This is a genomic window from Citrifermentans bremense (assembly GCF_014218275.1).
GTDB classification, from domain to species: Bacteria; Desulfobacterota; Desulfuromonadia; order Geobacterales; family Geobacteraceae; genus Geomonas; species Geomonas pelophila.
Map to the genome: position 1 here is coordinate 221,095 of NZ_AP023213.1, position 22,204 is coordinate 243,298.

A 22,204-nucleotide genomic window follows, 5' to 3' on the forward strand; every position below is an offset into this window, starting at 1 on the left:
CTGCTCCTTCTGCGGCGGTTGCGCTGAGCGCCGCACGACAGGGTGCGGGGGGCTTCGGCACATTAGCAGGTGACATCATCACCGGGAAAAGGTATTATTGGCCGGATTGTGCCGGTCGCGGAACAGGCGGCGGGCAGACATCGGCAGGGAAAACCCGCCTGAGCCTCCTCCTGCAGATGACCTTACACCCCCAAAAGAGGTTCCGATGACAGGTAAAGCCAAACTGCTTCTAGCGGTTGCCGCCTTGAACCTGGCGCTGGCAGCGGATGCATCCGCCTTCTGCTTCGAAGAGGCGGGCCAGCAATACGGCATCAACCCGCAGATCCTTCGCGCCATAGCCAAGGTTGAATCCAACTTCAACCCCGCCGCCGTCAACTACAACACCAACGGTTCATATGACTTCGGGCTGATGCAGATAAACTCCATCTGGGCCCCCACCATCGGCAAGGAACGCTGGAACTCCCTGGGCGATCCGTGCAACAGCGTGAAGACGGGTGCCTGGATCCTTTCCATGTGCATGGAGAAGTATGGCTACACCTGGAAGGCCATAGGCTGCTACAACAGCCAGACCCCCGACAAGCGGGACAAGTACTCCAAGAAGGTCTTCGACCAGTTGCAGCGTGTGAAGCCGCTGAAGCAGGAAGCGGCCTATACGCCGCTGAACAGGAGGATCGAGGACCTGGTCCGGGAGAAGGTCGACGGCTGGGTCGACCACGCCGCCCAGGGAAAGGGAGAAGAGTTCACCGTCAAGGTTAAGGGAGCGATCCCGTCCCCCAAAGAGGTGCTGAAGGAGGAAACTCCGTCCCTGGCTGACTCCTCGCTGCAAAGCGCGCTCGGCAGCAGCATCCAGCAGAACTCCCTGGCCCCCCAAAGCGGCGATCCCGCCATGGAACAGGGGGACGCCGCAGCCCCCCCCATCCCGTAACTCACCCTTTTATTTCGAGCCGCATCCCTGGGGCAGCACCCATTTGTGCCCCGGGGGCGGCGCACCTTCCGTAACCAAAATCCGTCTCCCCCCTGCGTCTTCCTGCTGGAGCAGGTACCCTGTCGCCTGTGCCCCCCCCGGCAGCAGATGAGTGCCGAACTCAGGCTGGATGCCGACGAGCTTGAACAGCTTGTCCGACGTCGTCTTGAAGTCCTCGTTCCCGTTCAACATCAGTACGCGGTACCCTGCCGCCTCGAGCAGCCTGATCAGCGTGTAGTTGTAAGGGTCGTTCTCGCCGATGCTGACGATGTAGCGCCCCCCCTTGTACTCGAAGTAGCGGTCCACCCTGATGCTGAAAGTGGTGGGGGCTCCGCTGCCGGAGTGGATGATCCTGTTCTTGCTCCAGGAGGCGGAGATGGCGCTGAGCAGCGAGTCGACGATCGCTGCCGTGTTCTGCCTGGGCGCCGGGCAGACCCAGGTTGCGGCCTGCGGCACAGCAGGTGGAGCCGGTACTGCGGGGGCAGCCGGAGCGACGGGGACCGGAGCGGTGGGCGCAGGTTCTGCTGGGCGGGACTCAGGTGCCGGCTCGGGTGCCCGCGGTGCGGCTTCGGGTGCCTGTGACGCGGCTTCGGGTGCCTCGGGGGCAGGGGCGGACGTCGCGGCAGGCGCTTTTTCCTGGGAACTGGACGGCTGCGCCTCGGGAGCCGCGGCTGTCAGCGGTTTTCCCTTGTGCCGCTCTTTCCTTTTGTGGTGTCCGCTCTGCACCTGTTTCCCCTTTGCCGGGATCAGCAGGGTGCGTCCCACCGTCAGCGCCTTGATGTTGCTGATGTCGTTGATCCGTACTATCTCCGGGATCATACGCTCGGCCGCTTCGTTGGACATGCCGAAGTTGACCATGAGGATCTTGAAGATGTGGTCGCCCGGCTTCACCGTGTAGCGGACGTACTCCCCTTTGGGCGCGGTGGCTGTCGCTCCCTTGGCGGGACGTGGGGTCTCCTCGGGTGCTCCCTTTTTAGCTGGAGCCTGCTTCTTGGCGGGGAGCTCCTGCTTTGCCGGCTTGGGTGCCGGGGCGGGCTTTTGCCGGTCCAGCTCCTTCAGGTCGATTTCATACTGCGGCGGCGCTGCGTGCAACTGGTACGGCAGCGAAAGGAGTGCCAGCAGGAGCATTCCCTTGGCCTTGGTCGGATTGATCATCAACTTACCTCACTTGCCTTATTTCAGGACCGGCCATTCAACGGTAGTAAACGACTAAGCCTTTTACCTTGCGGGTATTCAGGTTTCGATAGATGGTGAGAGCGGTGTTGCCTTTGGTGCTGGCCTGCTCGATGAGGTAGCCGCCCTTCTTTTCGCTGGACTCGACGCGGTAGCTGTCCGCCCCGCCGAACTCTCTCAGTATCCTGTCGAAGAGGTCGTCGGAAATGGTCCCGCCGGCGACGGGGACCACCTGCAGCGCCTTGTAGAGGTTGTTTTCCCGGTATAGCTTGTACTCCGCCAGGCGCCCGACGTAACGCTCCCAACCCGGGTGGGTCTTGCCGTACTGCGGGTCAGGCTTGGTCCCTTCCAGCGTCGGGGGGAGCCGCTCGGCTCCGCGCTTTGCCAACGGTTTGGCTGCAGTGGGGGCGGGGGGGGCGGCCTTTTGCGCCGGCTGCGGCTCCGGTCGCACGGCCGTAGCGGCGGGGGGCATGGCTGGTTTTCCCGTTTGCGGGGGTGCCGGCTCCGTCTTTGCCGGGGCCTTCCCGGAGCTATCCGCCAGAGCGCCGGGAAGCGCGGCAGGCGCCTCCTTGGGTTTCGGAGCGGGAAGAGTTGCAGGGGCTTTTTGCGCCGACTTGAAAGAAGGGGAAAGTTCGAGATTGAGGGGCGACCTCTTCCCGACGGTGTACGAGATCAATGGGATGGCGATCAGCACCAAAGCCGGCACGATGAGAAGGTATGGGCGACGGCTCTTTTTCTTTTCGATCCGGCGCATCGCTTCCTGCAGGGTCTCGCCGGCAAAGAAATCGTCATTTTCCGGCCGCACCGGGGCCTCGGCGGTGGGCGGCGGCGAGGCCGGTTCTTTCCTGCCACCGGGACCTCCTTTGCCAATTTCCACCCGGTCCTCGACCTCGAGCAGGCTTGCCTTGATGGGGGTAACGCCAGCCGCGGCGCGTTGCATCGCCTCCTCAAAAGGCGACGCGAGAGGATCGGCGGCCTCTTTTGGGGAGGCGTCTGGTGCGGCGGAAGGCTCGGCTTCCTCGTCTTTAGCTTCTGACGGCACGGGTTCCTGTTTCGGGGCGGGCTTGGGCGCAGCAGGAGCTTCAACAGTCTCCTCCGCCGGGAGCGGCGCGCCGGTCACAACGGCCGCAACGGTCTGCGCCAGAAGCTCGTCTGAAAGGGTCAGGTCGACCGACTGCCTGCCGTACTTTCGCGCCTGCCCGGCATCCTCGGCATCCCCCAAAAGGACCAGCGCGGCCCCCTTTTGCAGCATCTTCTCCAAGTGCCGCAGCAGTATGTCTCCGGAAAAACCAGAGATACGGCTCTGCACGAAGGTGAAGTCGCAGGGGGAAGAAGCTATCTGAGCCTCCCCGGAAGGGAGGGTCGATGCCGACTGCAGCTTCAGCACTCCCTTTTCTTCCAGGCCTTGGAAGATGCGCTGCACCCTTTCGCTATCCGATATTAAGAGGACGCTGGTCATGTTTTCCTTCTGGTATTCGAATTCGGCGACATTTTAGGGTAGGGGAGCGCAATAATCAATATTATTCAGCCCATGGGATGAAAATGAGCCGGCTGTCGGCTACCGGACGAAGAGAGCGGTGGTTGCGCTTTAATAAAATAATGTGGTAGATTGCGCAGGGTCTTCCCGTCGCGCTGACAGCGACGGGGCCGGGGTAACGATGCCGTCTATGGTTAAAATGCGGTCGCTTTTGCTCCTGGCCTTGCTCTCCAGCGGGTGCGCTACGACCTATGTTCCGGTCAGCTGGGGCTTTGGAGAGAAGGTGCAGCAGCTTTCCCGCTCCGACCTCTTCCTCGCCACCCTTTTCGACCGCTACGACCGCGACCGCAGCACCTTGAGGGTCGCCGGGGACTCCTTCGACGAGCCGATGATGCCCAGCGAGGTGAAGCATCGCCTGGGCGCGTACCGCCCCGACACGAAGCTCATCTACCGGAACCTGTACCAGAAATACAGCGACCAGGAGTTGCGCTCCATGATGCTGCACGAGTTGGCGCACCACGTCTGGTACACGGGGATGACCAACGACCAGCGGCGAGAGTGGGAGGAGCATCTGTTCGAGTACCCGTCGCCGCTGCAGGTGATGGTGCGCAACGTCTATCCCCGAGGCTCGAGCTATGGTACCGAGGACTTCGCCTACACCGTGGAGCATGCCAGAAAGGTCGATATCGAGGCGCTCGCCAGGATCAAGGTCATCACGGATACCGAACGGGATGCCCTTCTAAAGCAGGGTGTCCTGACGCATACAGGCGCCGTTGCCGACGCCGGCACCATGGCCGTCAGAACCCAATCGCCAACTCCCGGCAGCGTGCTGCCGGCTCAAAAAGGACCCGATCCCGCGCAATGAGAACCATAGACCTGCTGGAGAAAAAGCTCGGGCGCTTCGCAATCCCGAACCTGACCCTGTACCTGATCGCCGGACAGTCGTTTTTCTACGTCATGTACCTCTCCGGGAAGCTGGAGCGGAGCTCGACCTACTTCTCCGCCGACCTGCTGCTGGCGGGTGAGTGGTGGCGCATCTTCACCATCCCCTTCGATCCGCCGCGCTCAGGAGTCCTCTTCACCCTCGTCGCCTGGTACTTCTTCTACATGCTGGGGTCCGCGCTGGAGGAGTACTGGGGGGCTTTCCGCTACAACGCTTACCTTTTCCTGGGGTGCCTGATCACGCTGGGGGCTTCCTTCCTGGTCCCTTCCTACCCCATCAGCAACGCCTTTCTCGCCGGTTCGGTCTTCCTTGCCTTTGCAGCCCTGTTCCCGGAGTTCGAGATCCTGCTCTTCTTCATCCTCCCGGTCAAGGTCAAGTGGCTCGCCCTGCTCACATGGCTCGGCTACGCCTATCAGTTCGTCTTCGGTGACTGGACCGCGCGGGTGATGGTGCTGGCGGCGACCGCGAACTTCCTCATCTTTTTCGCCCGGGACATCGCGCTGAACTTGAGGCACGGCAGGCGGCAGATCGCCAAGACCGTGGCCAAGGCACCCAGGAAGGAGCAGCCTTTAAGCCACAAGTGCACCACCTGCGGCATCACCGACAAAACCCATCCCGACATGGACTTCCGCTACTGCCCCAAGTGCAACGGGCAGCACGGCTACTGCAGGGATCACATCTTCAGCCACGAACATAAGAAATAGCGGCGCACGACGAAAACGGAGGCCAAATGCTGCACCAGCTTAACAATATCGGAGACGAAGTCTACCAGACCTGGAGCTACGAGAAGCGCCACGAGGAGATCGGCAAGTTGGTAGAGGGGTTCAAAAACGGCCTGCCGGTGCAGATCCTTTGCCACCTCTCCGCTTCGATCGCGGGAAGTACCGCCGAGGCAGCGGAGCACCTGGGCGCCTTCCTGTCGCGCAGAGAGCGCAAGGCGATCGTGAACCGGGAGTCGGGCGCCAACAGGGTGCTGCGCGAGCTCCTGGAAGCGACACTTTTGCCGGCTAAGAACTGACCCAAACCACCTCCTTCGGTTTCACCTCCTGTTTGCCGCCGCCTCAAGGGTGGGGAGTGCGGAGGCTGGCTCGAGCAGGAAATCCTGTCCCGAGACCATGTCCCCGCCATCGGGCATCGCCACGCGCAGCGGCTGGGGCGGGGCCGCGTCCAGCCTGGCCAGCTCCTGGTCCGGGATGACGACCAGGTAATCGCCGGGCTTCACCGCCTTGAACAGGTAGTAGCCGCTTTCCTGGGAAAGCGTGCTGGCGTGCAGCTCGACCCCCTCCCTTCCCGCCCTCAACAGATCCACCCGCACCCCTTTCGCGGCACTGTATAGCTAATTTGTTTTCGCTCGCCAGTGGTTTTAATGTTCTGGAAGCCCTATCTTTGCCGGAACTTCCCGGCCTGCTTTCACATTAGTTGGTAATATTCTTGTCGCTGGATGGTATTGCGCACAGAAGGGCACGGAGCCCATGAGGGAGCAGTTATGCAGGCGATGGCACTGATAGGGATGCCCGGGGCGGGCAAGAGCGCTGCGGGGAGAATCGTGGCAGACAGGCTTGAGTGGGATTTCCTGGACACGGACCGGCTCATCGAGCAACGCTTCGGGCTGAAGCTGCAGGCCGTGATCGAACTGGTGGGGGCGGAGGCCTTCGGCCTGATAGAGGAGCAGACAGTGCTGAGCCTGGAAGCTGCGCAGCGGACCGTGATTGCCACCGGCGGGAGCGTCGTCTACTCAGAGGCGGCCATGCTGCACCTTCGCTCCATCGCCACGGTCGTTTTCCTCGACCTACCCGTCGGCGCCATCCGGAGCCACATCGCGCTCGAGGCGCCGCGCGGCATAGTCGGGATGGATCAGGGCGGGTTGGAAGAACTGTATGCCCAGAGGTTTCCACTTTACAGAAAGTATGCGCAGATGGTGGTTCTGCTTGACAGCTGCACCCCTGAAGAGGCGGCAGCGCGGGTACTGTCACAGTGGCAGGAGTACCATGCCGCGGACCGTCAAAGTTGACTTTGCTTTCAGCGTCCTCTAATATCTAGCCCATGTCATCATCGATGGACACAAATGCTCCTGCGAAATTCAACCTGCCCAGGCTGACGCTGATACAGAAGATCGGCGCGGGCTATGCCGCCATGGCCTTTTTCACCATGGCCGCGCTCGTCTTCTCTGCCTTCAACATCTACAAGAGCAACAACACCTCCCGGCAGATCGCAAACAACGACCTGCCGGTTATGAGCGCCCTGATCGAACTGCGCACCTCCTTGCTGGCCCAGGAAGGCTTCGCCGGTAAATACGCCATCCTGCACGACCCGGCTTTCATCGATCTGTTCCGGCAGCGCGAGTCGGAAGCGCTGCAGAATCTGGCGGTGTTGGAGACCTCCGGCGCCAAGCAGGACGCAAGCCAGCTCAGGCGGCTTTATCAAAGCTACCAGGGCGCTTCCGCGAAGCTTTTCTCGGGGAACCCGGGGAGTGAAGTTCAGCTGCGGCGGTCGGCACGGCAGCTGCTTCAGGCGGTGGACGCGACCTACGTCAAGCGCAAGGCCCATCTGCACACGGTGCTGGCTAAGGCGAACCAGCAGCAGAAGGCGACGATCTGGTGGACGGTGGTGATCTCCCTGACCGGGTTCCTGTTGGCCATAGGGGTCGCGCCTTTCGTCACCTATCGCATCTTCGGGGCGATCAGGAAGTTGCAGCGCGCGACGGACCGGATCGCCGCCGGGGACTTCGACTACGACCCGCAGATCCCGCTCGGCGACGAGATCAGCGACTTGGCCAGGGACTTCACCAAGATGGCGGCGCGGCTCAAGGTCCTCGAACAGATGAGCCTGGACGCGAGCCCTCTGACCAGGCTTCCCGGCAACGCCGCCATCGAGCGCGAACTGGAGGAGCGGCTGAAAAGCGGGGCACCGTTCGCCTTTTGCTACGCCGACTTGGATAACTTCAAGCCCTTCGGGGACCACTACGGTTATGCCAAGGGGAGCGAGCTGCTCCGGCTGACCGGCGACCTGATCCAGGCCGCGGTAAAGGAGCATGGAGGCCCCGCCGGCTTCGTCGGGCACGTGGGGGGGGACGACTTCGTGATGGTGCTCCCGACCGACTGGGCAAGACCGGTTTGCGAGGCGGTCATCGACAGCTTCAACGCGGAGGTGGTGAAGCACTACAGCCCGCAGGACCTTGAGGCGGGCGGCATCGAGGGGTGCGACCGCTACGGGGTGCAGCGCTTCTTCCCGGTGGTCACCATCTCCATAGCGGTAATCATCTGCGGCAGCGACCAGTTCTCTTCGGCCGTAGACATCGCCAGGGCCGCGGCGAAGGTGAAGGACAGCGCCAAGGAGACCCCTGGAAGCAACTATCTGGTATGGACATCGGGGGATGCCGCGTGAAAAAGCTACCGATTTGCTTTATCGTCATCGCGCTCTGCCAGGGATGCGCCAGCACCGGGAAAGCCCCCCAGGGGAACCTGGTGCAGCGTTACACGGCGTCCAGGCAACTGGAGCAGGCCGACGAGATGCTGGGACGGGGAGATGCGGCAGGCGCAGCCAAGGCGCTACATGCCGTGGTCAGCGCCCCCCCGGCCCCCGGTGTGACTGATCAGGCGCTTTTCCGTCTGGCCCTGCTCACGCTGAAGCCGGGGCTGGAGCGGTCGGCATCGGTTCAGTCCCAGCAGTTGCTCCGGCGTCTGGCCAAGGAGTACCCCAAAAGCCCCTGGAACGCACAGGCTGCCCAGCTTAACGACCTGATCGAAGTGGCGGACGATCTGAGGCGGCAGAACAAAAGCCTCAAGGGAAACAACCAGTCCCTCACCAAGGAGATCAACGACCTGAACAATAGCCTTGAGCGGTTAAAGCGCCTCGACCAGGAACTGGAAAAAAACGTGCGCTGACAGGGCTGCGGGAAAACAAAGGGATGATCTGGCTGCGGGAGCTGCCGGCGTGAAAGGAAAAAGGCGATCGACTTACGACCGCCTTTTTCTATTTTCAGGGAAGTTCCAGTGGAGGGTCGTCGAGCGCCGACAACTGCTCGCGCAGCTGCAGGATATGCTCCCCCCAGTAGCGCACCGTGTTGAACCAGGGGAAGGTGATGGGGAAGGTGGGGTCCTCCCAGCGCCGCGCCAGCCAGGCGCTGTAGTGCAGCATGCGCAGGGCGCGCAGCGGCTCCACCAGCCTCAGCTCCCCCGGGTGGAAGTCCCGGAACTCGGTGTACCCCTTAACCAGCTGTTCCAGCTGCACCAGTTGGCGCGACCGCTCGCCGGAAAGCATCATCCAGAGGTCCTGGACCGCAGGGGCCATGCGGGCGTCGTCGAAGTCGACGAAGTGCGGCGCGCCGTCGCGCCAAAGGATGTTGCCGGCATGGCAATCGCCGTGCGCCCTGATCTGGGAGACACCCTGCGCCTTGGCAAAGGCCTCGTCGATGGCGGCCAATAGCTGCCCGGTGACAGCCTTGTAGCTCGCGCGGTACTCCTCGGGGATGAAGCGCTCCTCGATGAGGGCCACGCTTTCGTGCCCGAAGCTGCGGCTTTCGAGGGCCGGGCGGTGCAGGAAGGGGTGGATTGCGCCGATGTTGTGGATGCGCCCCAGCATCCTGCCGAGGATCACCAGGTTCTCGTCGTTGTCGAACTCGGGGGCGTGCCCACCCTGGCGCGGGTAGAGGGCGAAGCGGAAGCCGTCGTAATGGAAGAGCGTATCACCGGCGGAGTTCGCCCAGGGCGCGACCACGGAGAGCTCGTGTTCCGCCAGTTCGAGGCAGAACTCGTGCTCCTCCCTGATCTGATCGTCGCTCCAGCGCCCCGGGCGGTAGAACTTTGCGATCAGCGGTTTCTCCTCCTCGATCCCCACCTGATACACGCGGTTCTCGTAGCTGTTCAACGCGGAGGTGCGGCAGTCGCAACGGAACCCCTGGCTTTCGACGGCGTCCATGATGAAGTTGGGGGTGAGGGCGGAAAAAGGGTGGGATGATTCTTTCATAAATGGCGCTTCTCCTCTGTGCTGCGGCCTGGCCGGCGCAGCGCCCTAACATAGCACCATTCATCGTGGAAAACCAAGAGAAGAGACGGGTGCAGCCGCATGACCCGTCGGGGGACCTGCTGGAAAGAGTTCCTGCGGTGAAACCGCAGGCGGGGCGCTACAGCGCCCGGGTAACCATGTCTGCCGGGGCTTGGAACGGGCCGAGGGGGTTGACCTGGTCATTGACCTGGTCGATTTGAGGCTCTCCGCTGGAGAGCTTGTAGGCCACGTGATGGTTGACGAAGACGATGAGGGCCTTGTAACGCCACCCTGTCTCGTGGCTCTTGCGCTTGAAGTTGAAGATGTCGAGCCAGAAGTTTCCCACTCGCTTGGTGTAGGTCCTTTTGGGCTCGAAGAGGTAGGCCCGGCAGTTAGCCCTGGCCTTGAGGCAGGCCTGCAGGCCGGGGTCGAGGTCCTTGTTCGGGATCGCCTGGACCGTCGCGGCTATGTCGAGGTAGTTCAAGAGCTTCAGGTTGGGAGCAGAGGTCACGTCGAACCCCAACTTCTGCAGGTCCTCGACGGTGGTCTTGCCGATCTCTATCTGGTCGAAGGCAGCCTTAGCGTCGGAATAGTTCTGGAAGGGGGACTCGGTGATGCTCTTCCCCCGCGGCAGCAGATGGCTGCACCCGGCCTGGGTGAGCAGCAGCAAAAACAGCACGGCTTGGACGAAGATGAACTTGCGCATGGTAAATGCCTTATAAAAAGACCACTTACGCGGCCAGAAAGACGACGTGGCAATTATAGCGCAAAAATTTTCAGCGTCAGCTTCCGTTAAAATTAGTTCAATTTTTGTTGGGAGGCCCTCCCGTTCCCCCTTTCTTCTTCTTTGCCTTCAGCCCGCAGTACGGGCAGCGCCCTGTAGAGACGGAACGGCTGCAGGTCTGGCACCAATAAGGGAAAAGGTCCTCGCAGCGGCAGGCGGCGCAACCTTCTTTTCCGAACTCGCTGCCGCAGCCGCCTTGCCTGTCGTGTGCGGTCATAGGCTTCTCCTTGATTCACCGCGTGCCGCTACCCTTGCGGGAGCATCTTCTTCAGGTACTGTCCGGTGTAGGAGCGTTCCACCCGGGCGACCTGCTCCGGGGTACCCACCGCTATCACCTCGCCGCCGCGGTCACCCCCCTCAGGGCCCAGGTCGACGATCCAGTCCGCCGTCTTGATCACGTCGAGGTTGTGCTCGATGACCACGATGGTGTTTCCCGCGTCCACCAGCTTGTGCAGCACCTCGAGGAGCTTGGCGATGTCGGCGAAGTGAAGCCCGGTGGTCGGTTCGTCCAGTATGTAGATGGTGCGCCCGGTGGCCCGCTTGGAAAGCTCCTTGGCGAGTTTCACGCGCTGGGCCTCGCCGCCGGAGAGGGTGGTGGCCGACTGCCCCAGCTTGATGTACCCGAGTCCTACCTCCTCCAGTGTCTGCAGCTTTGCCTTAAGGCGCGGGATATGCTCCAGGAAGACCAGGGCCTGGGAAACGGTCATGTCCAGGACCTCGGCGATGGAGCGACCCTTGAAGCGGACCTCCAGCGTCTCCCGGTTGTAGCGCGCCCCCTTGCAGACCTCGCACTGCACGTACACGTCGGGGAGAAAGTGCATCTCGATCTTGATGATGCCGTCCCCGGAGCAGGCCTCGCAGCGTCCCCCCTTCACGTTGAAGGAGTAGCGCCCCGGCTTGTAGCCGCGCATCTTCGACTCGGGGAGCTGGGCGAAGATTTCCCTGATCTCGGTGAAGAGCCCGGTGTAGGTGGCGGGGTTGGAGCGCGGGGTGCGGCCGATGGGGGACTGGTCGATGTTGATCACCTTGTCCAGGACTTCCATGCCGTGGATGGCCCGGACCGCCCCCGCCTTTTCCCGGCTCTTGTAGAGCCGCTGGTTCAGGGTCTTGTAGAGCGTGTCGATGATGAGCGAGGATTTGCCCGACCCTGATACCCCGGTGATGCAGGTCATGACGCCGAGCGGCAGGTCGACCGAGACGTTCTTCAGGTTGTTCTCGCTTGCCCCCTCGATGGAGAGAAACCGGCTCCCTTTCCTGCGCTTCTTCGGGATGGCTATGGAGAGTGCGCCGGAGAGGTAGCGGCCGGTTAGCGAATGGGGGTTGGCCATGATCTCGGCGGGCGTTCCTTCGGCCACAACCTCGCCGCCGTGGATACCTGCGCCCGGCCCCATGTCGATGACCCAGTCCGCCTCGGAGATGGTTTCCTCGTCGTGCTCGACCACGAGTACCGTATTGCCGATGTCGCGCAGGTGCCTCAGCGTGGACAAGAGCCGACCGTTGTCGCGCTGGTGCAGCCCGATCGAGGGCTCGTCCAGGATGTAGAGCACCCCGACCAGCGAGGATCCGATCTGGGTGGCGAGCCTGATACGCTGCCCTTCCCCGCCGGAGAGGGTGCCGGAGGAGCGGTCCAGCGACAGGTAGTCGAGGCCGACGTTGACCAGGAAGTTCAGCCGCTCCCGGATCTCCTTCAGGATCCTCCTGGCGATGTCCTCTTCCTTCTCGGTGAGGGCCAGCGAGTCGAAGAAAGTGAGCGCGTCCTGGATGGAGTAGGCGGTAACCTGCTGGATGTTCTGTCCCCCCACCAGGACGAAGAGCGCCTCCTTCTTGAGCCTCGCCCCCTGGCAGGTGGGGCAGGGCATGACGTCCATGTACTTCTCGAGTTCCTCGCGCACCTGCTCCGAGTCGGTCTCGCGGTGGCGCCGCTCCAGGTTGTTCAGCACCCCCTCGAACGCCTTCTTGTAGGTGTGCCTTTTGCCGGCGTCGTCCACCCACCAGAAATCGACCAGCTCGCCTTGCGACCCGTTCAGGATCACGTCCTTGGCCTTCTTGGAGAGCTGTTTGTACGGGGTGTCGAGGTCGAAGCCGTAGCTCTTCCCCAGGGCGGCGAGGGTCTGCTGGTACCATCCCGAGAAACGGGTTTCCCAGGGGGCTACCGCCCCTTCAGCCAGGGTGAGGTCGTGGTCCGGGACCACGAGGTTGATGTCGAGGTACATCCTGGTTCCGAGGCCGGTGCAGTCGGGGCAGGCACCGTACGGGTTGTTGAAGGAGAACATGCGAGGGGTCATCTCGGGGTAGGAGATGCCGCACTCGATGCAGGCGGCAGACTCGGAGAAAAGGAGGGTTTCCTCCTTGACGCCGCGCTCCTCGTCCGGAGAGAGCGCCACCTTGACGATACCCTCCGCGTGCGAAAGCGCGGTCTCCAGCGAATCGGCGAGGCGCTTCTCTATCCCCGCTTTCACCACCAGCCGGTCGACCACGATGTCGATGTCGTGCTTTTTCTTTTTGTCGAGGGTGATCTCTTCGGAAAGGTCGTGGGTTTCGCCGTCGATGACGACACGGGCGAAGCCGTCCTTTCTGAACTGCGCCAGCTCTTTTTTGTACTCCCCTTTCCTGCCGCGCACGATGGGGGAGAGTAGGGTGAGCTTCGCCCCCTGCGGCAGCGCCGCTATCTGGTCCACCATCTGGGAAACGGTCTGGGAGGTGATCGGGCGGCCGCAGTTGTAGCAGTGCGGTTTGCCGACCCGGGCGAAGAGCAGGCGCAGGTAGTCGTAGATCTCGGTGACGGTCCCCACCGTCGAACGGGGGTTCTTGCTGGTCGTCTTCTGCTCTATGGAGATCGCCGGGGAAAGTCCCTCTATCGACTCGACGTCGGGCTTTTCCATCTGCTCCAGGAACTGCCGAGCGTAGGCGGAGAGCGATTCCACGTAGCGCCTTTGCCCCTCGGCGTAGATGGTATCGAAGGCGAGGGTGGACTTTCCCGAACCGGAGATGCCGGTGATCACCACCAGCTGGTCCCGGGGGATTTCCACGTCTATGCATTTGAGGTTGTGCTCGCAGGCACCCTTAATGATGATCTTGTCCGTTGCCATGATGCTCCCGTAACTGTTTGTCTTCGGCCGTGCCGAACCCGCGGCACGACTGACAAATATAGCACAGCGCCCGCAGCTTATGCACCATCGGAATATAATGAGCCGCTGCAAGCGCTGGGGCTAACGTAAACGTTTTCAGTTTTTTCGGCTGCTGCCGATAAGAAGGGGAGTTGCGTCCCTACCCCGCTGGCTCCGGGGAGAGCAGCACCGTCACGGAGGTATCTATGAATCGTCGACTTCTACGCCACACCGCTTCCTGTTCGCTGGCAGTGTGGCTTTTCACCGCAGCCCTTCCGGCGGGCGAGGCCGGAGCCGCCGCCCCTGCAGCTCCGGCTGCTCCTGCCGCCCAGGCAAAGGGCGACTCCGTTGGCGCCAAAACCGACGCTACGTCCAAGGACGCCGCCGCCGAAGCCCGTGCGCTGAAGGAGGCGCAGGCGAAGCTCGCGGCTTTGGCCAAGGAGGGAACCACCGAGGGCCCCTCGGTCGCCGCAGACAAGAAGGCCCCGGCGAAGAAAAAGGCCACGGCTAAAAAGAAGAAAAAGGGACCGGGCAAGGCGGGTTCGAAAGCTAAGGGGAAGATCAAAAAAGGTACCAAGTCAGCCGGGGCAAGCGGGAAGATCCTGAACCGCCACCTGACGCAGGGCGAACTTCAGGGGATTCTTGCCACGACGCGCGACTTCTCCGGCACCGACCTGAGCGGCGCAAACCTGGTTGGTTACGACCTGAGCGGGGCCAATTTCAGCCGGGCCAACCTGCAGGGCGCGAACCTTGGGCGGGCCAAGCTGGATGAGACTGATCTGGAGCTGGCGGATCTTACCGGCGCCGACCTGCGCGGCGCCTCCTTGAACCAGGCCAGGCTGCGCGGAACGAGGATGGTGGGGGTGAAGCTTGAGGGAGCGCTTTGGACCGACAAGACGGTCTGCCGCAAAGGCTCGGTCGGAAACTGTATCGAGTAGAGCCCGGGCAGGCGCGCAGGCAAAAAGAAAAAAGCCCCCGGAGCCAAGCTCCGGGGGCTTTTTCGTCGTTTAAAGCTGTCTTTAAACCCTGGTCACGTTAGCGGCCTGCAGGCCCTTGGGGCCCTGCTGGACGTCGAAGGTGACGGAATCGCCCTCTGCCAGAGATTTGAACCCCTCGCTCTGGATCGCGGAGAAATGCACGAAGACATCCTCGCCGTTGTCCTGCTCGATGAACCCAAACCCCTTGCTGTCATTGAACCATTTCACTACGCCTTTTGCCATTACCACTTCTCCTGTTGCTGCTCTGCGGTTGATCTGCCGGGACCGGCCCCGGCACTAGGTGAAGATTTTATGCACCACTTTTACCGGTGTCAAGCGGTTTTGTCGCAATTATTTATTCTCGAAATCCATTTCCGCCATCCGCTTGTAGAGGTCGAAGCGGCGCGCGGTGAGCTCGGAGGAGCGGGCCATGAGGGTAGCGGCCGCCTCCGGGTTGCTCTTTTTCAGCACGCGGTAGCGGTTCTCGCCGTAGGCGTACTCTTCGAGCGATATGCTGGGAGCTTTGCTGTCGAGCTGGAGCGGGTTCTTGCCCTGCTCGGCGAGGTCCGGGTTGTAGCGGACCAGCGGCCAGTGGCCGGAGGCTACCGCGCGCTTCTGGGTCTCGACGGCCGTCGCCATGTCGATGCCGTGGGCGATGCAGTGGCTGTAGGCGAGGATGAGGGACGGCCCGTTGTACGCTTCCGCCTCGATGAACGCCTTGACCACCTGGGCCGGGTTGGAGAGGGAGACCTTGGCGACGTAGACGTTGCCGTAGGCCATGGCGATCATGGCGAGGTCCTTTTTCGCCTGCGGCTTGCCGCCGGCTGCGAACTGCGCCACGGCGCCCATCGGGGTGGACTTGGAGGCCTGGCCGCCGGTGTTGGAGTAGACCTCGGTGTCGAGGACCAGGAGGTTCACGTTCTTGCCGGAGGCGATGACGTGGTCCAGGCCGCCGTAACCGATGTCATAGGCCCAGCCGTCGCCGCCCACGATCCAGACCGACTTCTTCACCAGGTAGTCGGCGATGGAGAGGAGCTTCTTGGCCGCGGCGTCCTTGGACGCTGCCAGGAGGTCCTTCAGCTTGGCAACGCGTGCGCGCTGTGCCTCGACGCCCGCCTGGGTCTGCTGGTCGGCGCCCTTGATCTCGGCGACGAGCTCTGCCGGGAGCGAGACCACATCCAGGAGCTCGGTTGCTGCCTGGTTGAACTTGTCGACGGCAAGCCTCATGCCGAAGCCGAACTCGGCGTTGTCCTCGAACAGGGAGTTGGACCAGGCCGGACCGCGGCCGTCGGCGTTCTTGGCCCACGGGGTGGTCGGCAGGTTGCCGCCGTAGATGGAGGTGCAGCCGGTGGCGTTGGCGATCATGGCGCGGTCGCCGAAGAGCTGCGACATGAGCTTCAGGTACGGGGTCTCGCCGCAACCGGCGCAGGCGCCGGAGTACTCGAAGAGCGGACGTGCCAGCTGGCTTCCCTTCAGGGTATCGAGCTTCACCAGCTTGGGATCGGTCTCGGGCATAGCCAGGAAGAAGTCGTAGTTGGCAGCCTCAGAAGCCCTGAGCGGCGCCTGGAACTGCATGTTGATCGCCTTCTTGTTGGGGTCTTCCTTGGATTTTGCGGGGCAGTTCGCGACGCAGGCAGCGCAGCCGGTGCAGTCTTCGGGAGCGACCTGTACGGTGCACTTCATCCCCTTGAACTCGTTGCCGCGCGCGTCGGCCGACTTGAAGGTTGCCGGGGCGCCGGAGAGCTTGTCGGCGTCGTAGACCTTCATCCTGATGGAGGCGTGCGGGCAGACGAAGGAGCAGATGCCGCACTGGATGCAGAGCGACTCCTCCCACACCGGGATGTCGACGGCGATGTTGCGCTTCTCGTACTGCGAGGTGCCGGTCGGGAAGGTGCCGTCGGCCGGGATCATGGAGACCGGAACGTCGTCGCCGTAGCCGGCGATGAGCTGTGCGGTGACTTCCTGGACGAATTTCGGGGCATGGGCGCCGACGACCGGGGGCTTCCTGAGGGCGCTGGTAGCCTTGGCCGGGACGGTCACCTCGAAGATGTTCTCAAGGGCCGCGTCGACCGCCTTGTTGTTCATGTCGACGACCTTGTCGCCGGACTTGCCGTAGCTCTTCTTGATGGCGTCCTTGATGGCGTCGAGCGCGGTGTCAAGCGGCATGATGTTGGAGATCTTGAAGAAGGCGGTCTGCATGATCACGTTGATCCTGGCGCCCAGGCCCAGCTTCTCGCCCAGCGCGATGGCGTTGATCACGTAGAACTTGAGCTTCTTGTCGATGATCTGCTGCTGTACTTCGACCGGCATGGAATCCCAGACCTGCTCCTTGTCGAACGGGGAGCAGAGGAGGAAGGTGCCCCCCTGCTTGGCGTTGGTGAGCATGTCGTACTTCTCCAGGAAGGAGAAGTTGTGGCAGGCGATGAAGTCGGCCTGGTCGATCAGATACGGGGAGCGGATGGCCCCCTTGCCGAAACGAAGGTGCGAGGTGGTGACGGATCCGGCCTTCTTGGAGTCGTAGACGAAGTAGGCTTGGACGTTGTTGTCGGTTTTCTCGCCGATGATCTTGATGGAGTTTTTGTTGGCGCCGACGGTGCCGTCGGAGCCCAGGCCGTAGAACATCGCCGCGTAAGTCCCGGCAGAGGGGTTCACGAAGCTCTTGTCGAAGTCGAGCGAGGAGTTGGTCACGTCCTCTTTGATGCCGATGACGAAATGGTTCTTCGGTTTGTCCGCTTTCAGGTTGTCGAAGACCCCTTTGGCCATGCCGGGGGTGAACTCCTTGGAGCCCAGGCCGAAGCGGCCGCCGACGATGATCGGGTAGTTCTTGAAGGAGGTCTTGCCGTCGGCCATGGCCTCGCCGATGGCGGTTCTCACGTCCAAGTAGAGCGGCTCGCCCAGGGAGCCCGGCTCCTTGGTGCGGTCGAGGACGGCGATCTTCTTGACCGAGGCCGGCAGGCAGGCAGCAACGGCGTCCACCGGGAACGGCCTGAACAGGCGCACCTTGACAAGGCCCACCTTCTCGCCCTTGGCGGCGAGGGTCTCGATGGTCTCCTGCACGGTGTCCGCGGCGCTACCCATGACGATGATGACCCGCTCGGCGTCGGGCGCGCCGACATACTCGGCGACCGAGTACTTGCGGCCGGTGACCTTGGCGAACTTGTCCATCTCCTCCTGCACGATCTTCAGCGCGGCGGGGTAGTAGGCGTTGACGGTCTCGCGCCCCTGGAAGTAGACGTCGGGGTTCTGCGCGGTGCCGCGCATCACCGGGCGGTCCGGGGTGAGGGCGCGCAGGCGGTGCGCCTGAACCAGGTCGTCGTCGATCATCGCACGCATGTCGTCGAAGCTAAGCTCCTCGACCTTCTGCACCTCGTGCGAGGTCCTGAAGCCGTCGAAGAAGTGCATGAACGGAACGCGGGCGCGCAGCGTGGCGGCCTGGGAGATCAGGGCGAAGTCCATAACCTCCTGCACGTTGTTGGAGCAGAGCATCCCCCAGCCGGTGGCGCGGGCGGCCATGACGTCGGAGTGGTCGCCGAAGATGTTGAGTGCTGCGGCCGAGATGGCGCGGGCGGAGATATGGAACACGGTGGAGGTGAGCTCGCCGGCGATCTTGAACATGTTCGGGATCATCAGCAAAAGGCCCTGGCTGGCGGTGAAGGTGGTGGTCAGCGCGCCTGCCTGAAGTGCACCGTGGACGGCGCCGGATGCGCCCCCCTCGGACTGGAGCTCGGAGACGGAGGGAACCGTTCCCCAGATGTTCTTCTCGCCCCGGGCGCTCTTCTCGTCGGAGATCTCTCCCATCACGGAAGAAGGGGTGATCGGGTAGATCGCAATCACCTCGTTGGTGGCGTGCGCCACGTGCGCTGCAGCAGTGTTGCCGTCAATCGTTACCATTCTGCGGGACATTGATTTCCTCCTGTAGGTGAAGATTACTGGACTTGGATAAACGCTTTCGGAACCTTGAAACCGTGACTGAAGACCGAGCACGGGGTGCAGCAGCGGCAGCTCATCCCCGGTGTTGCAAACGATGTTTTTGTTCCTTACAGCTCCGAGCGCCCCTCGACTGCGCGCTGTACAGTGGCAGCATCGACGTATTCGAGGTCGCTCCCCACCGGTATGCCGTGCGCGAGCCTGGTGACCTTGATAGACAGCGGTTTAATCAGCCTGGTGAGGTAGAGCGCCGTGGCTTCCCCCTCGACGGTGAAATTGGTGGCGATCAGCACCTCGCGCACCTCCCCACCTTCCAACCGCTGCATCAGCTCGGCGATACGCAGGTCCTTGGGCGTAACGCCGTTTAAAGGTGAAAGGGCCCCCTGCAGCACGTGGTAGCGGCCGCCGAAGGCGCGGCTTCTTTCCAGTGCCAGAAGGTCCTGCGGCTCCTCAACCACGCAGATGGTGCCGCTGTCGCGCTCGCCGGAACAGATCCAGCAGGGATCGTCCTCGGTGATGGCAAAACAGACGGAGCATAGATGCACCCGCTCGCCCACCTGCAAGAGGCTCTGCGCCAACGCCTCGATATTGCTGGGGTATTTCAGTAAATGAAATGCCAGCCTCAGCGCGCTCTTCTCGCCCACCCCGGGCAATTTCTTCAGCTCCCCCACCAGCCTGGTCAGGGAGCCCGAAAAATGTAGCATATTCCCACCGCGGATAAAACAAGTTTTTACTGGTTAATTTGACGAAAAAAAATTTAAACCTAGAGAAGGATAATTAAAGGGTGCACACCTTGCGGCGTGCACCCTCCACTTTCTGCCTGTCCGGATGCCGTAAGCGGGGCCTCTAGAAAAGGCCGGGGATGCTGAGCCCGCCGGTGATCTTGCTCATCTCCTCGCCCATCGCGGCGTGCACCTTCTTGAGGGCCTCGTTGATGGCGGTCATCACCAAGTCCTGAAGCATTTCGACATCTTCAGGATCCACGGCTTCCTTCTTGATCACCAGGGAGAGGACCTGGTTCTTGCCGTTCACCACGACGGTGACGGCGCCGCCGCCGGTGGTTACTTCCGCGGTCTTGGACGCCGCTTCTTCCTGCAGCTTTCCCATCTTCTGCTGCATCATCTGAGCCTGTTTCATGATCTGCGCTAAACCTTTCGACATCTTATCCTCCGATTTCCTTTTATTGATCTCAGCGTACCGCGGAACATTGTTATGATTGTATGACTTTCTTGTCGGAAATTTCCCTCACTTCAGCGATCTCCCCGTCGAACAGCGCCACCGCCGCCGCCACCAGCGGGTGTTCCTCCGCCTCGCGTCTCAGGGTTGCCTGGCGCTCGGCATCTTCAAGGCTTTTTTTTTCCGACAGGCTCGGCGGTGCGTCCTTCGGCACTTCGCTCAGCACCGTAATCTTGACCGCCGGGGCCTGGCCGAAGTGGACCTTGGCAAGCTCCTTCAGTTCGGTCACCCGCTCCGGGTCCTGCATCCGCTTCAGTTCGTAGGTTCCGTTCAGGCAACCGATCTCCAGCAGCTCCCGGGAAACCTTGACCGGGTGGACCTGTTCCAGTTCGGTCCCCAGCATCGGTCTTTTCCCCTTGACGAACTGCACGAAGCTGCTCCAGAGGTCGATGCCGTCTCCGGCTGCAACCGGCGCTGCAGGCGTGGGCGGGGGAGCCGAAGCAACGGGAGCGGCGGCAGGACGCTGGGGCTGTGGATCCCGCGCTGCGGGGGGCGCCTGGTGCGGGGGGGATGCTGGGCGGGAGGGGGCGCTTTCCCGGTGGGGCGGGCGCGGGGCGGGGTCTCCCGACTCCAGCGCGTCCAGCCTGGACAGGAGCTCCTGTACGGCGATCGCAGGCGCCAGGGTCGCCATCTTCATCAGGGCCATTTCCAGCACCAGGCGCGGGAAGCTCGCGTGCGCCATCTCCGCCTCAGCCTTCAGGAGCAGGGTCAGGTGGCGCTGGAGATCGTTACCCGAGGCGGTGCCGGAGAGCTCGCGCAACTCGCCAAGCTCGGCCTCGGAAAGTTCCAAAAGCTCACCTGGTTCCCCGACCGCCTTGATGATGGCGATGTTGCGGAACAGGTAGATCAGCTCGCGGCAGAACTGGCGCATGCTGTAACCGAAGGAATCCACCTGCGCCACGATCTGCAGCGCTTGGCGCACCTCCTTTGAGAGCACGGCGCGGCAGCCGTCCATGATCAGACGGCGGTCGACCACGCCCAAAAGCGCGGCGACGTCGGCGTCTGCCACCTGGTTGCCGCAGAAGGCGAGCACCTGGTCCAGGGTGGAGAGCGAGTCGCGCATGCTCCCGTCCCCTTTCCTGGCGACGACCGCCAGCGCCTCGTCGGAGACCTGCACCCCTTCCTGGTCGACGATATAGCGCAGCCTGGAGACGATGCGCGGCAGCGCGATCCTCTTGAAGTCGAAGCGCTGGCAGCGCGATAGGATGGTGATGGGGACCTTGTGCGGTTCAGTGGTGGCGAAAATGAACTTTACGTGCGGGGGGGGCTCCTCAAGCGTCTTCAACAGCGCGTTGAAGGCGTTGGTGGTGAGCATGTGGACTTCGTCGATGATGAAGATCTTGTAGCGGGAGCGCGAGGGGAGGTACTTGATGTTGTCGCGCAGCTCCCTGATGTCGTCCACGCCGGTGTTGGAGGCGCCGTCGATCTCGAAGACGTCGACCGAGTTCCCCTCGGTGATCTCCAGGCAGGTGGAGCAGGTGTTGCACGGTTCCACGGTGAGGCCGCTCTCGCAGTTGAGCGCCTTGGCGAGGATGCGCGCGGAACTGGTCTTGCCCACGCCGCGGGCCCCGCTAAACAGGAAGGCGTGCGCGACCCTCCCCCCGTCGATGGCGTTTTTCAGGGTCTGACTGACATGCTCCTGGCCGACCAGATCGCTGAAGGTCTGGGGGCGCCATTTTCTAGCGAGTACGAGATAGGACAAGGGGGCTTACCTCTATGGCGTCGTAATTCATGGTGTTTGCTTAACGGTTCGCGTGGGGCGGGGGAGGCTGGGGGATTGCGGAAAGAGCTGATAGCTGGGCTACCCCGCGGCACACGGTGGCGGTTACTGCCGCTGCTTCCTTCCGGACCTGACGGGGTTCATAACCTTCCGTTGCGCGGGACCCAGCTATCAGGTCTATCCGCAAGGAATTAATAAGTATGGCGGAGAGAGAGGGATTCGAACCCTCGGTACGCTATTAACGTACACACGCTTTCCAGGCGTGCTCCTTCAACCACTCGGACATCTCTCCACGACAAGATGGAGATATATAATATACGACGCGGTAATTGTAAAGCGTTTTCTTCACGGGGATGAAATGAGTTGCCGGGGCGGCTTTCTCGCAGGCCGCGCCCGGCGACGATGGGAGAGTTCAGCCGGCCGCCTCGTCTGGCTGGCGCACCCCTTTGCGCTTGGCGGTTATGGCCTGCAACAGCGACTGCTGGTCCTTTTGCTGCAGCAACTGCTTTTCGATGATCGATTTGACCGACAGCAGATCCTTCTTGAGCCTGTCGGCGCTTTTAACCAGGTGCCTGGCCCTGGGGTCGCTGCGAACGTAGGGTGCGAGCAGATGCAGCGCTTCGGCGATCTTGCGGCTCACCAGCACGCGCTCCCGGTAGTCCTCCAGACGGCCCGCCTTCAGGCGTTCTTCTAGTGCGGCAAACTCACCGGTGAAGTAGTTGATCACGTCGGAGTGCAGTATGTCTTCTTGTTTCATCGGTTCACCTATGTGTGAGGCTGTAAGCACCGGGGTTCTCCCCTGAAAGGTCGTTCACGGCGGTTTCCTTACTTAGGAGACTATTCGGCCTTCTCAGTTTTTTCTTTATTTTTATTTGTTGCGCGAAGCAAAAGTTGTCCACCCATTTTCTGGATA

Annotated in this window: 21 protein-coding genes, 1 tRNA gene and 1 other RNA gene; 8 read left to right on the plus strand and 15 right to left on the minus strand. The window is 62.2% G+C overall.

Features of this window, described 5'->3' with window-relative positions:
• Positions 1-205: 205 nt before the first annotated feature.
• Positions 206-925, plus strand: coding sequence for a lytic transglycosylase domain-containing protein (locus GEOBRER4_RS00920; protein WP_185243841.1), 720 nt, complete (start codon positions 206-208; stop codon positions 923-925).
• Between the two features lie 9 nt (positions 926-934).
• Here the strand turns inward: GEOBRER4_RS00920 and GEOBRER4_RS00925 are convergent, their stop codons facing one another.
• Both GEOBRER4_RS00925 and GEOBRER4_RS00930 read right to left on the minus strand, forming a co-directional pair.
• On the minus strand, positions 935-2,119 hold the full coding sequence (locus tag GEOBRER4_RS00925) for a LysM peptidoglycan-binding domain-containing protein (RefSeq protein ID WP_185243842.1): 1,185 nt from the start codon (positions 2,117-2,119) through the stop codon (positions 935-937).
• A 37-nt stretch (positions 2,120-2,156) separates the two neighbouring features.
• A complete protein-coding gene (locus GEOBRER4_RS00930; protein ID WP_185243843.1) occupies positions 2,157-3,596 on the minus strand; it encodes a hypothetical protein in 1,440 nt (479 codons plus the stop codon).
• A gap of 208 nt (positions 3,597-3,804) precedes the next feature.
• Between GEOBRER4_RS00930 and GEOBRER4_RS00935 the strand changes: the two genes are divergently transcribed.
• The 3 genes from GEOBRER4_RS00935 to GEOBRER4_RS00945 are packed head-to-tail and all read left to right on the plus strand — an operon-like array spanning position 3,805 to position 5,575.
• Entirely contained in the window at positions 3,805-4,479 is a 675-nt protein-coding gene (locus GEOBRER4_RS00935) for a hypothetical protein (RefSeq protein ID WP_226377850.1), read from the plus strand.
• Positions 4,476-5,261, plus strand: coding sequence for a rhomboid family intramembrane serine protease (locus GEOBRER4_RS00940; protein WP_185243845.1), 786 nt, complete (start codon positions 4,476-4,478; stop codon positions 5,259-5,261). Before GEOBRER4_RS00935 ends, GEOBRER4_RS00940 begins: the two co-directional genes overlap by 4 nt.
• Before the next feature lie 26 nt (positions 5,262-5,287).
• Complete coding sequence (locus tag GEOBRER4_RS00945; protein ID WP_085814294.1) at positions 5,288-5,575, plus strand: hypothetical protein; 288 nt, start codon at positions 5,288-5,290, stop codon at positions 5,573-5,575.
• Between the two features lie 21 nt (positions 5,576-5,596).
• On the opposite strand, the gene GEOBRER4_RS00950 is transcribed toward GEOBRER4_RS00945, so the two are convergent.
• Positions 5,597-5,866 carry a hypothetical protein gene (locus GEOBRER4_RS00950; protein ID WP_185243846.1) on the minus strand — a complete coding sequence of 90 codons (270 nt, stop codon included), beginning with the start codon at positions 5,864-5,866 and terminating at the stop codon, positions 5,597-5,599.
• Positions 5,867-6,043: 177 nt separating this feature from the next.
• On the opposite strand from GEOBRER4_RS00950, the gene GEOBRER4_RS00955 reads away from it, so the two are divergent.
• Genes GEOBRER4_RS00955 through GEOBRER4_RS00965 form a run of 3 tightly spaced genes read left to right on the plus strand, consistent with a single transcriptional unit; the run spans position 6,044 to position 8,441 of the window.
• Complete coding sequence (locus tag GEOBRER4_RS00955) at positions 6,044-6,568, plus strand: shikimate kinase (protein WP_185243847.1); 525 nt, start codon at positions 6,044-6,046, stop codon at positions 6,566-6,568.
• Between the two features lie 44 nt (positions 6,569-6,612).
• Positions 6,613-7,941 (plus strand): sensor domain-containing diguanylate cyclase, encoded by a 1,329-nt coding sequence (locus GEOBRER4_RS00960; protein WP_226377851.1) that lies wholly within the window; start codon positions 6,613-6,615, stop codon positions 7,939-7,941.
• A complete protein-coding gene (locus tag GEOBRER4_RS00965; protein ID WP_226377852.1) occupies positions 7,938-8,441 on the plus strand; it encodes a DUF3450 domain-containing protein in 504 nt (167 codons plus the stop codon). The genes GEOBRER4_RS00960 and GEOBRER4_RS00965 overlap by 4 nt, the downstream gene beginning before the upstream one ends.
• Positions 8,442-8,535: 94 nt before the next feature.
• On the opposite strand, the gene GEOBRER4_RS00970 is transcribed toward GEOBRER4_RS00965, so the two are convergent.
• The 4 genes from GEOBRER4_RS00970 to uvrA form a co-directional block, all read right to left on the minus strand.
• Positions 8,536-9,522: a serine/threonine protein kinase gene (locus tag GEOBRER4_RS00970; protein ID WP_185243850.1), complete on the minus strand. Its 987-nt coding sequence runs from the start codon at positions 9,520-9,522 to the stop codon at positions 8,536-8,538.
• A gap of 157 nt (positions 9,523-9,679) precedes the next feature.
• Positions 9,680-10,246, minus strand: coding sequence for a hypothetical protein (locus tag GEOBRER4_RS00975; protein WP_185243851.1), 567 nt, complete (start codon positions 10,244-10,246; stop codon positions 9,680-9,682).
• A gap of 97 nt (positions 10,247-10,343) precedes the next feature.
• Positions 10,344-10,541: a hypothetical protein gene (locus GEOBRER4_RS00980; protein ID WP_226377853.1), complete on the minus strand. Its 198-nt coding sequence runs from the start codon at positions 10,539-10,541 to the stop codon at positions 10,344-10,346.
• 28 nt (positions 10,542-10,569) lie between these two features.
• Positions 10,570-13,413: an excinuclease ABC subunit UvrA gene (gene uvrA, locus GEOBRER4_RS00985; RefSeq protein ID WP_185243852.1), complete on the minus strand. Its 2,844-nt coding sequence runs from the start codon at positions 13,411-13,413 to the stop codon at positions 10,570-10,572.
• A 224-nt stretch (positions 13,414-13,637) separates the two neighbouring features.
• On the opposite strand from uvrA, the gene GEOBRER4_RS00990 reads away from it, so the two are divergent.
• Positions 13,638-14,369 carry a pentapeptide repeat-containing protein gene (locus GEOBRER4_RS00990; RefSeq protein WP_185243853.1) on the plus strand — a complete coding sequence of 244 codons (732 nt, stop codon included), beginning with the start codon at positions 13,638-13,640 and terminating at the stop codon, positions 14,367-14,369.
• Between the two features lie 81 nt (positions 14,370-14,450).
• On the opposite strand, the gene GEOBRER4_RS00995 is transcribed toward GEOBRER4_RS00990, so the two are convergent.
• From GEOBRER4_RS00995 to GEOBRER4_RS01030, 8 genes are all read right to left on the minus strand, one after another.
• On the minus strand, positions 14,451-14,651 hold the full coding sequence (locus GEOBRER4_RS00995) for a cold-shock protein (protein ID WP_185243854.1): 201 nt from the start codon (positions 14,649-14,651) through the stop codon (positions 14,451-14,453).
• A 108-nt stretch (positions 14,652-14,759) separates the two neighbouring features.
• On the minus strand, positions 14,760-18,311 hold the full coding sequence (gene nifJ, locus GEOBRER4_RS01000) for a pyruvate:ferredoxin (flavodoxin) oxidoreductase (RefSeq protein WP_185243855.1): 3,552 nt from the start codon (positions 18,309-18,311) through the stop codon (positions 14,760-14,762).
• Positions 18,312-18,445: 134 nt separating this feature from the next.
• Complete coding sequence (gene recR / locus GEOBRER4_RS01005) at positions 18,446-19,039, minus strand: recombination mediator RecR (RefSeq protein ID WP_085814284.1); 594 nt, start codon at positions 19,037-19,039, stop codon at positions 18,446-18,448.
• A gap of 142 nt (positions 19,040-19,181) precedes the next feature.
• A complete protein-coding gene (locus GEOBRER4_RS01010; protein WP_085814283.1) occupies positions 19,182-19,496 on the minus strand; it encodes a YbaB/EbfC family nucleoid-associated protein in 315 nt (104 codons plus the stop codon).
• 49 nt (positions 19,497-19,545) lie between these two features.
• Positions 19,546-21,273, minus strand: coding sequence for a DNA polymerase III subunit gamma/tau (dnaX, locus tag GEOBRER4_RS01015; RefSeq protein WP_185243856.1), 1,728 nt, complete (start codon positions 21,271-21,273; stop codon positions 19,546-19,548).
• Positions 21,274-21,362: 89 nt separating this feature from the next.
• Positions 21,363-21,461, minus strand: an RNA gene (ffs, locus tag GEOBRER4_RS01020) — signal recognition particle sRNA small type.
• A gap of 31 nt (positions 21,462-21,492) precedes the next feature.
• A tRNA-Ser gene (locus tag GEOBRER4_RS01025) sits at positions 21,493-21,583 on the minus strand.
• 120 nt (positions 21,584-21,703) lie between these two features.
• Entirely contained in the window at positions 21,704-22,048 is a 345-nt protein-coding gene (locus GEOBRER4_RS01030; protein WP_185243857.1) for a hypothetical protein, read from the minus strand.
• Between the last annotated feature and the right edge of the window lie 156 nt (positions 22,049-22,204).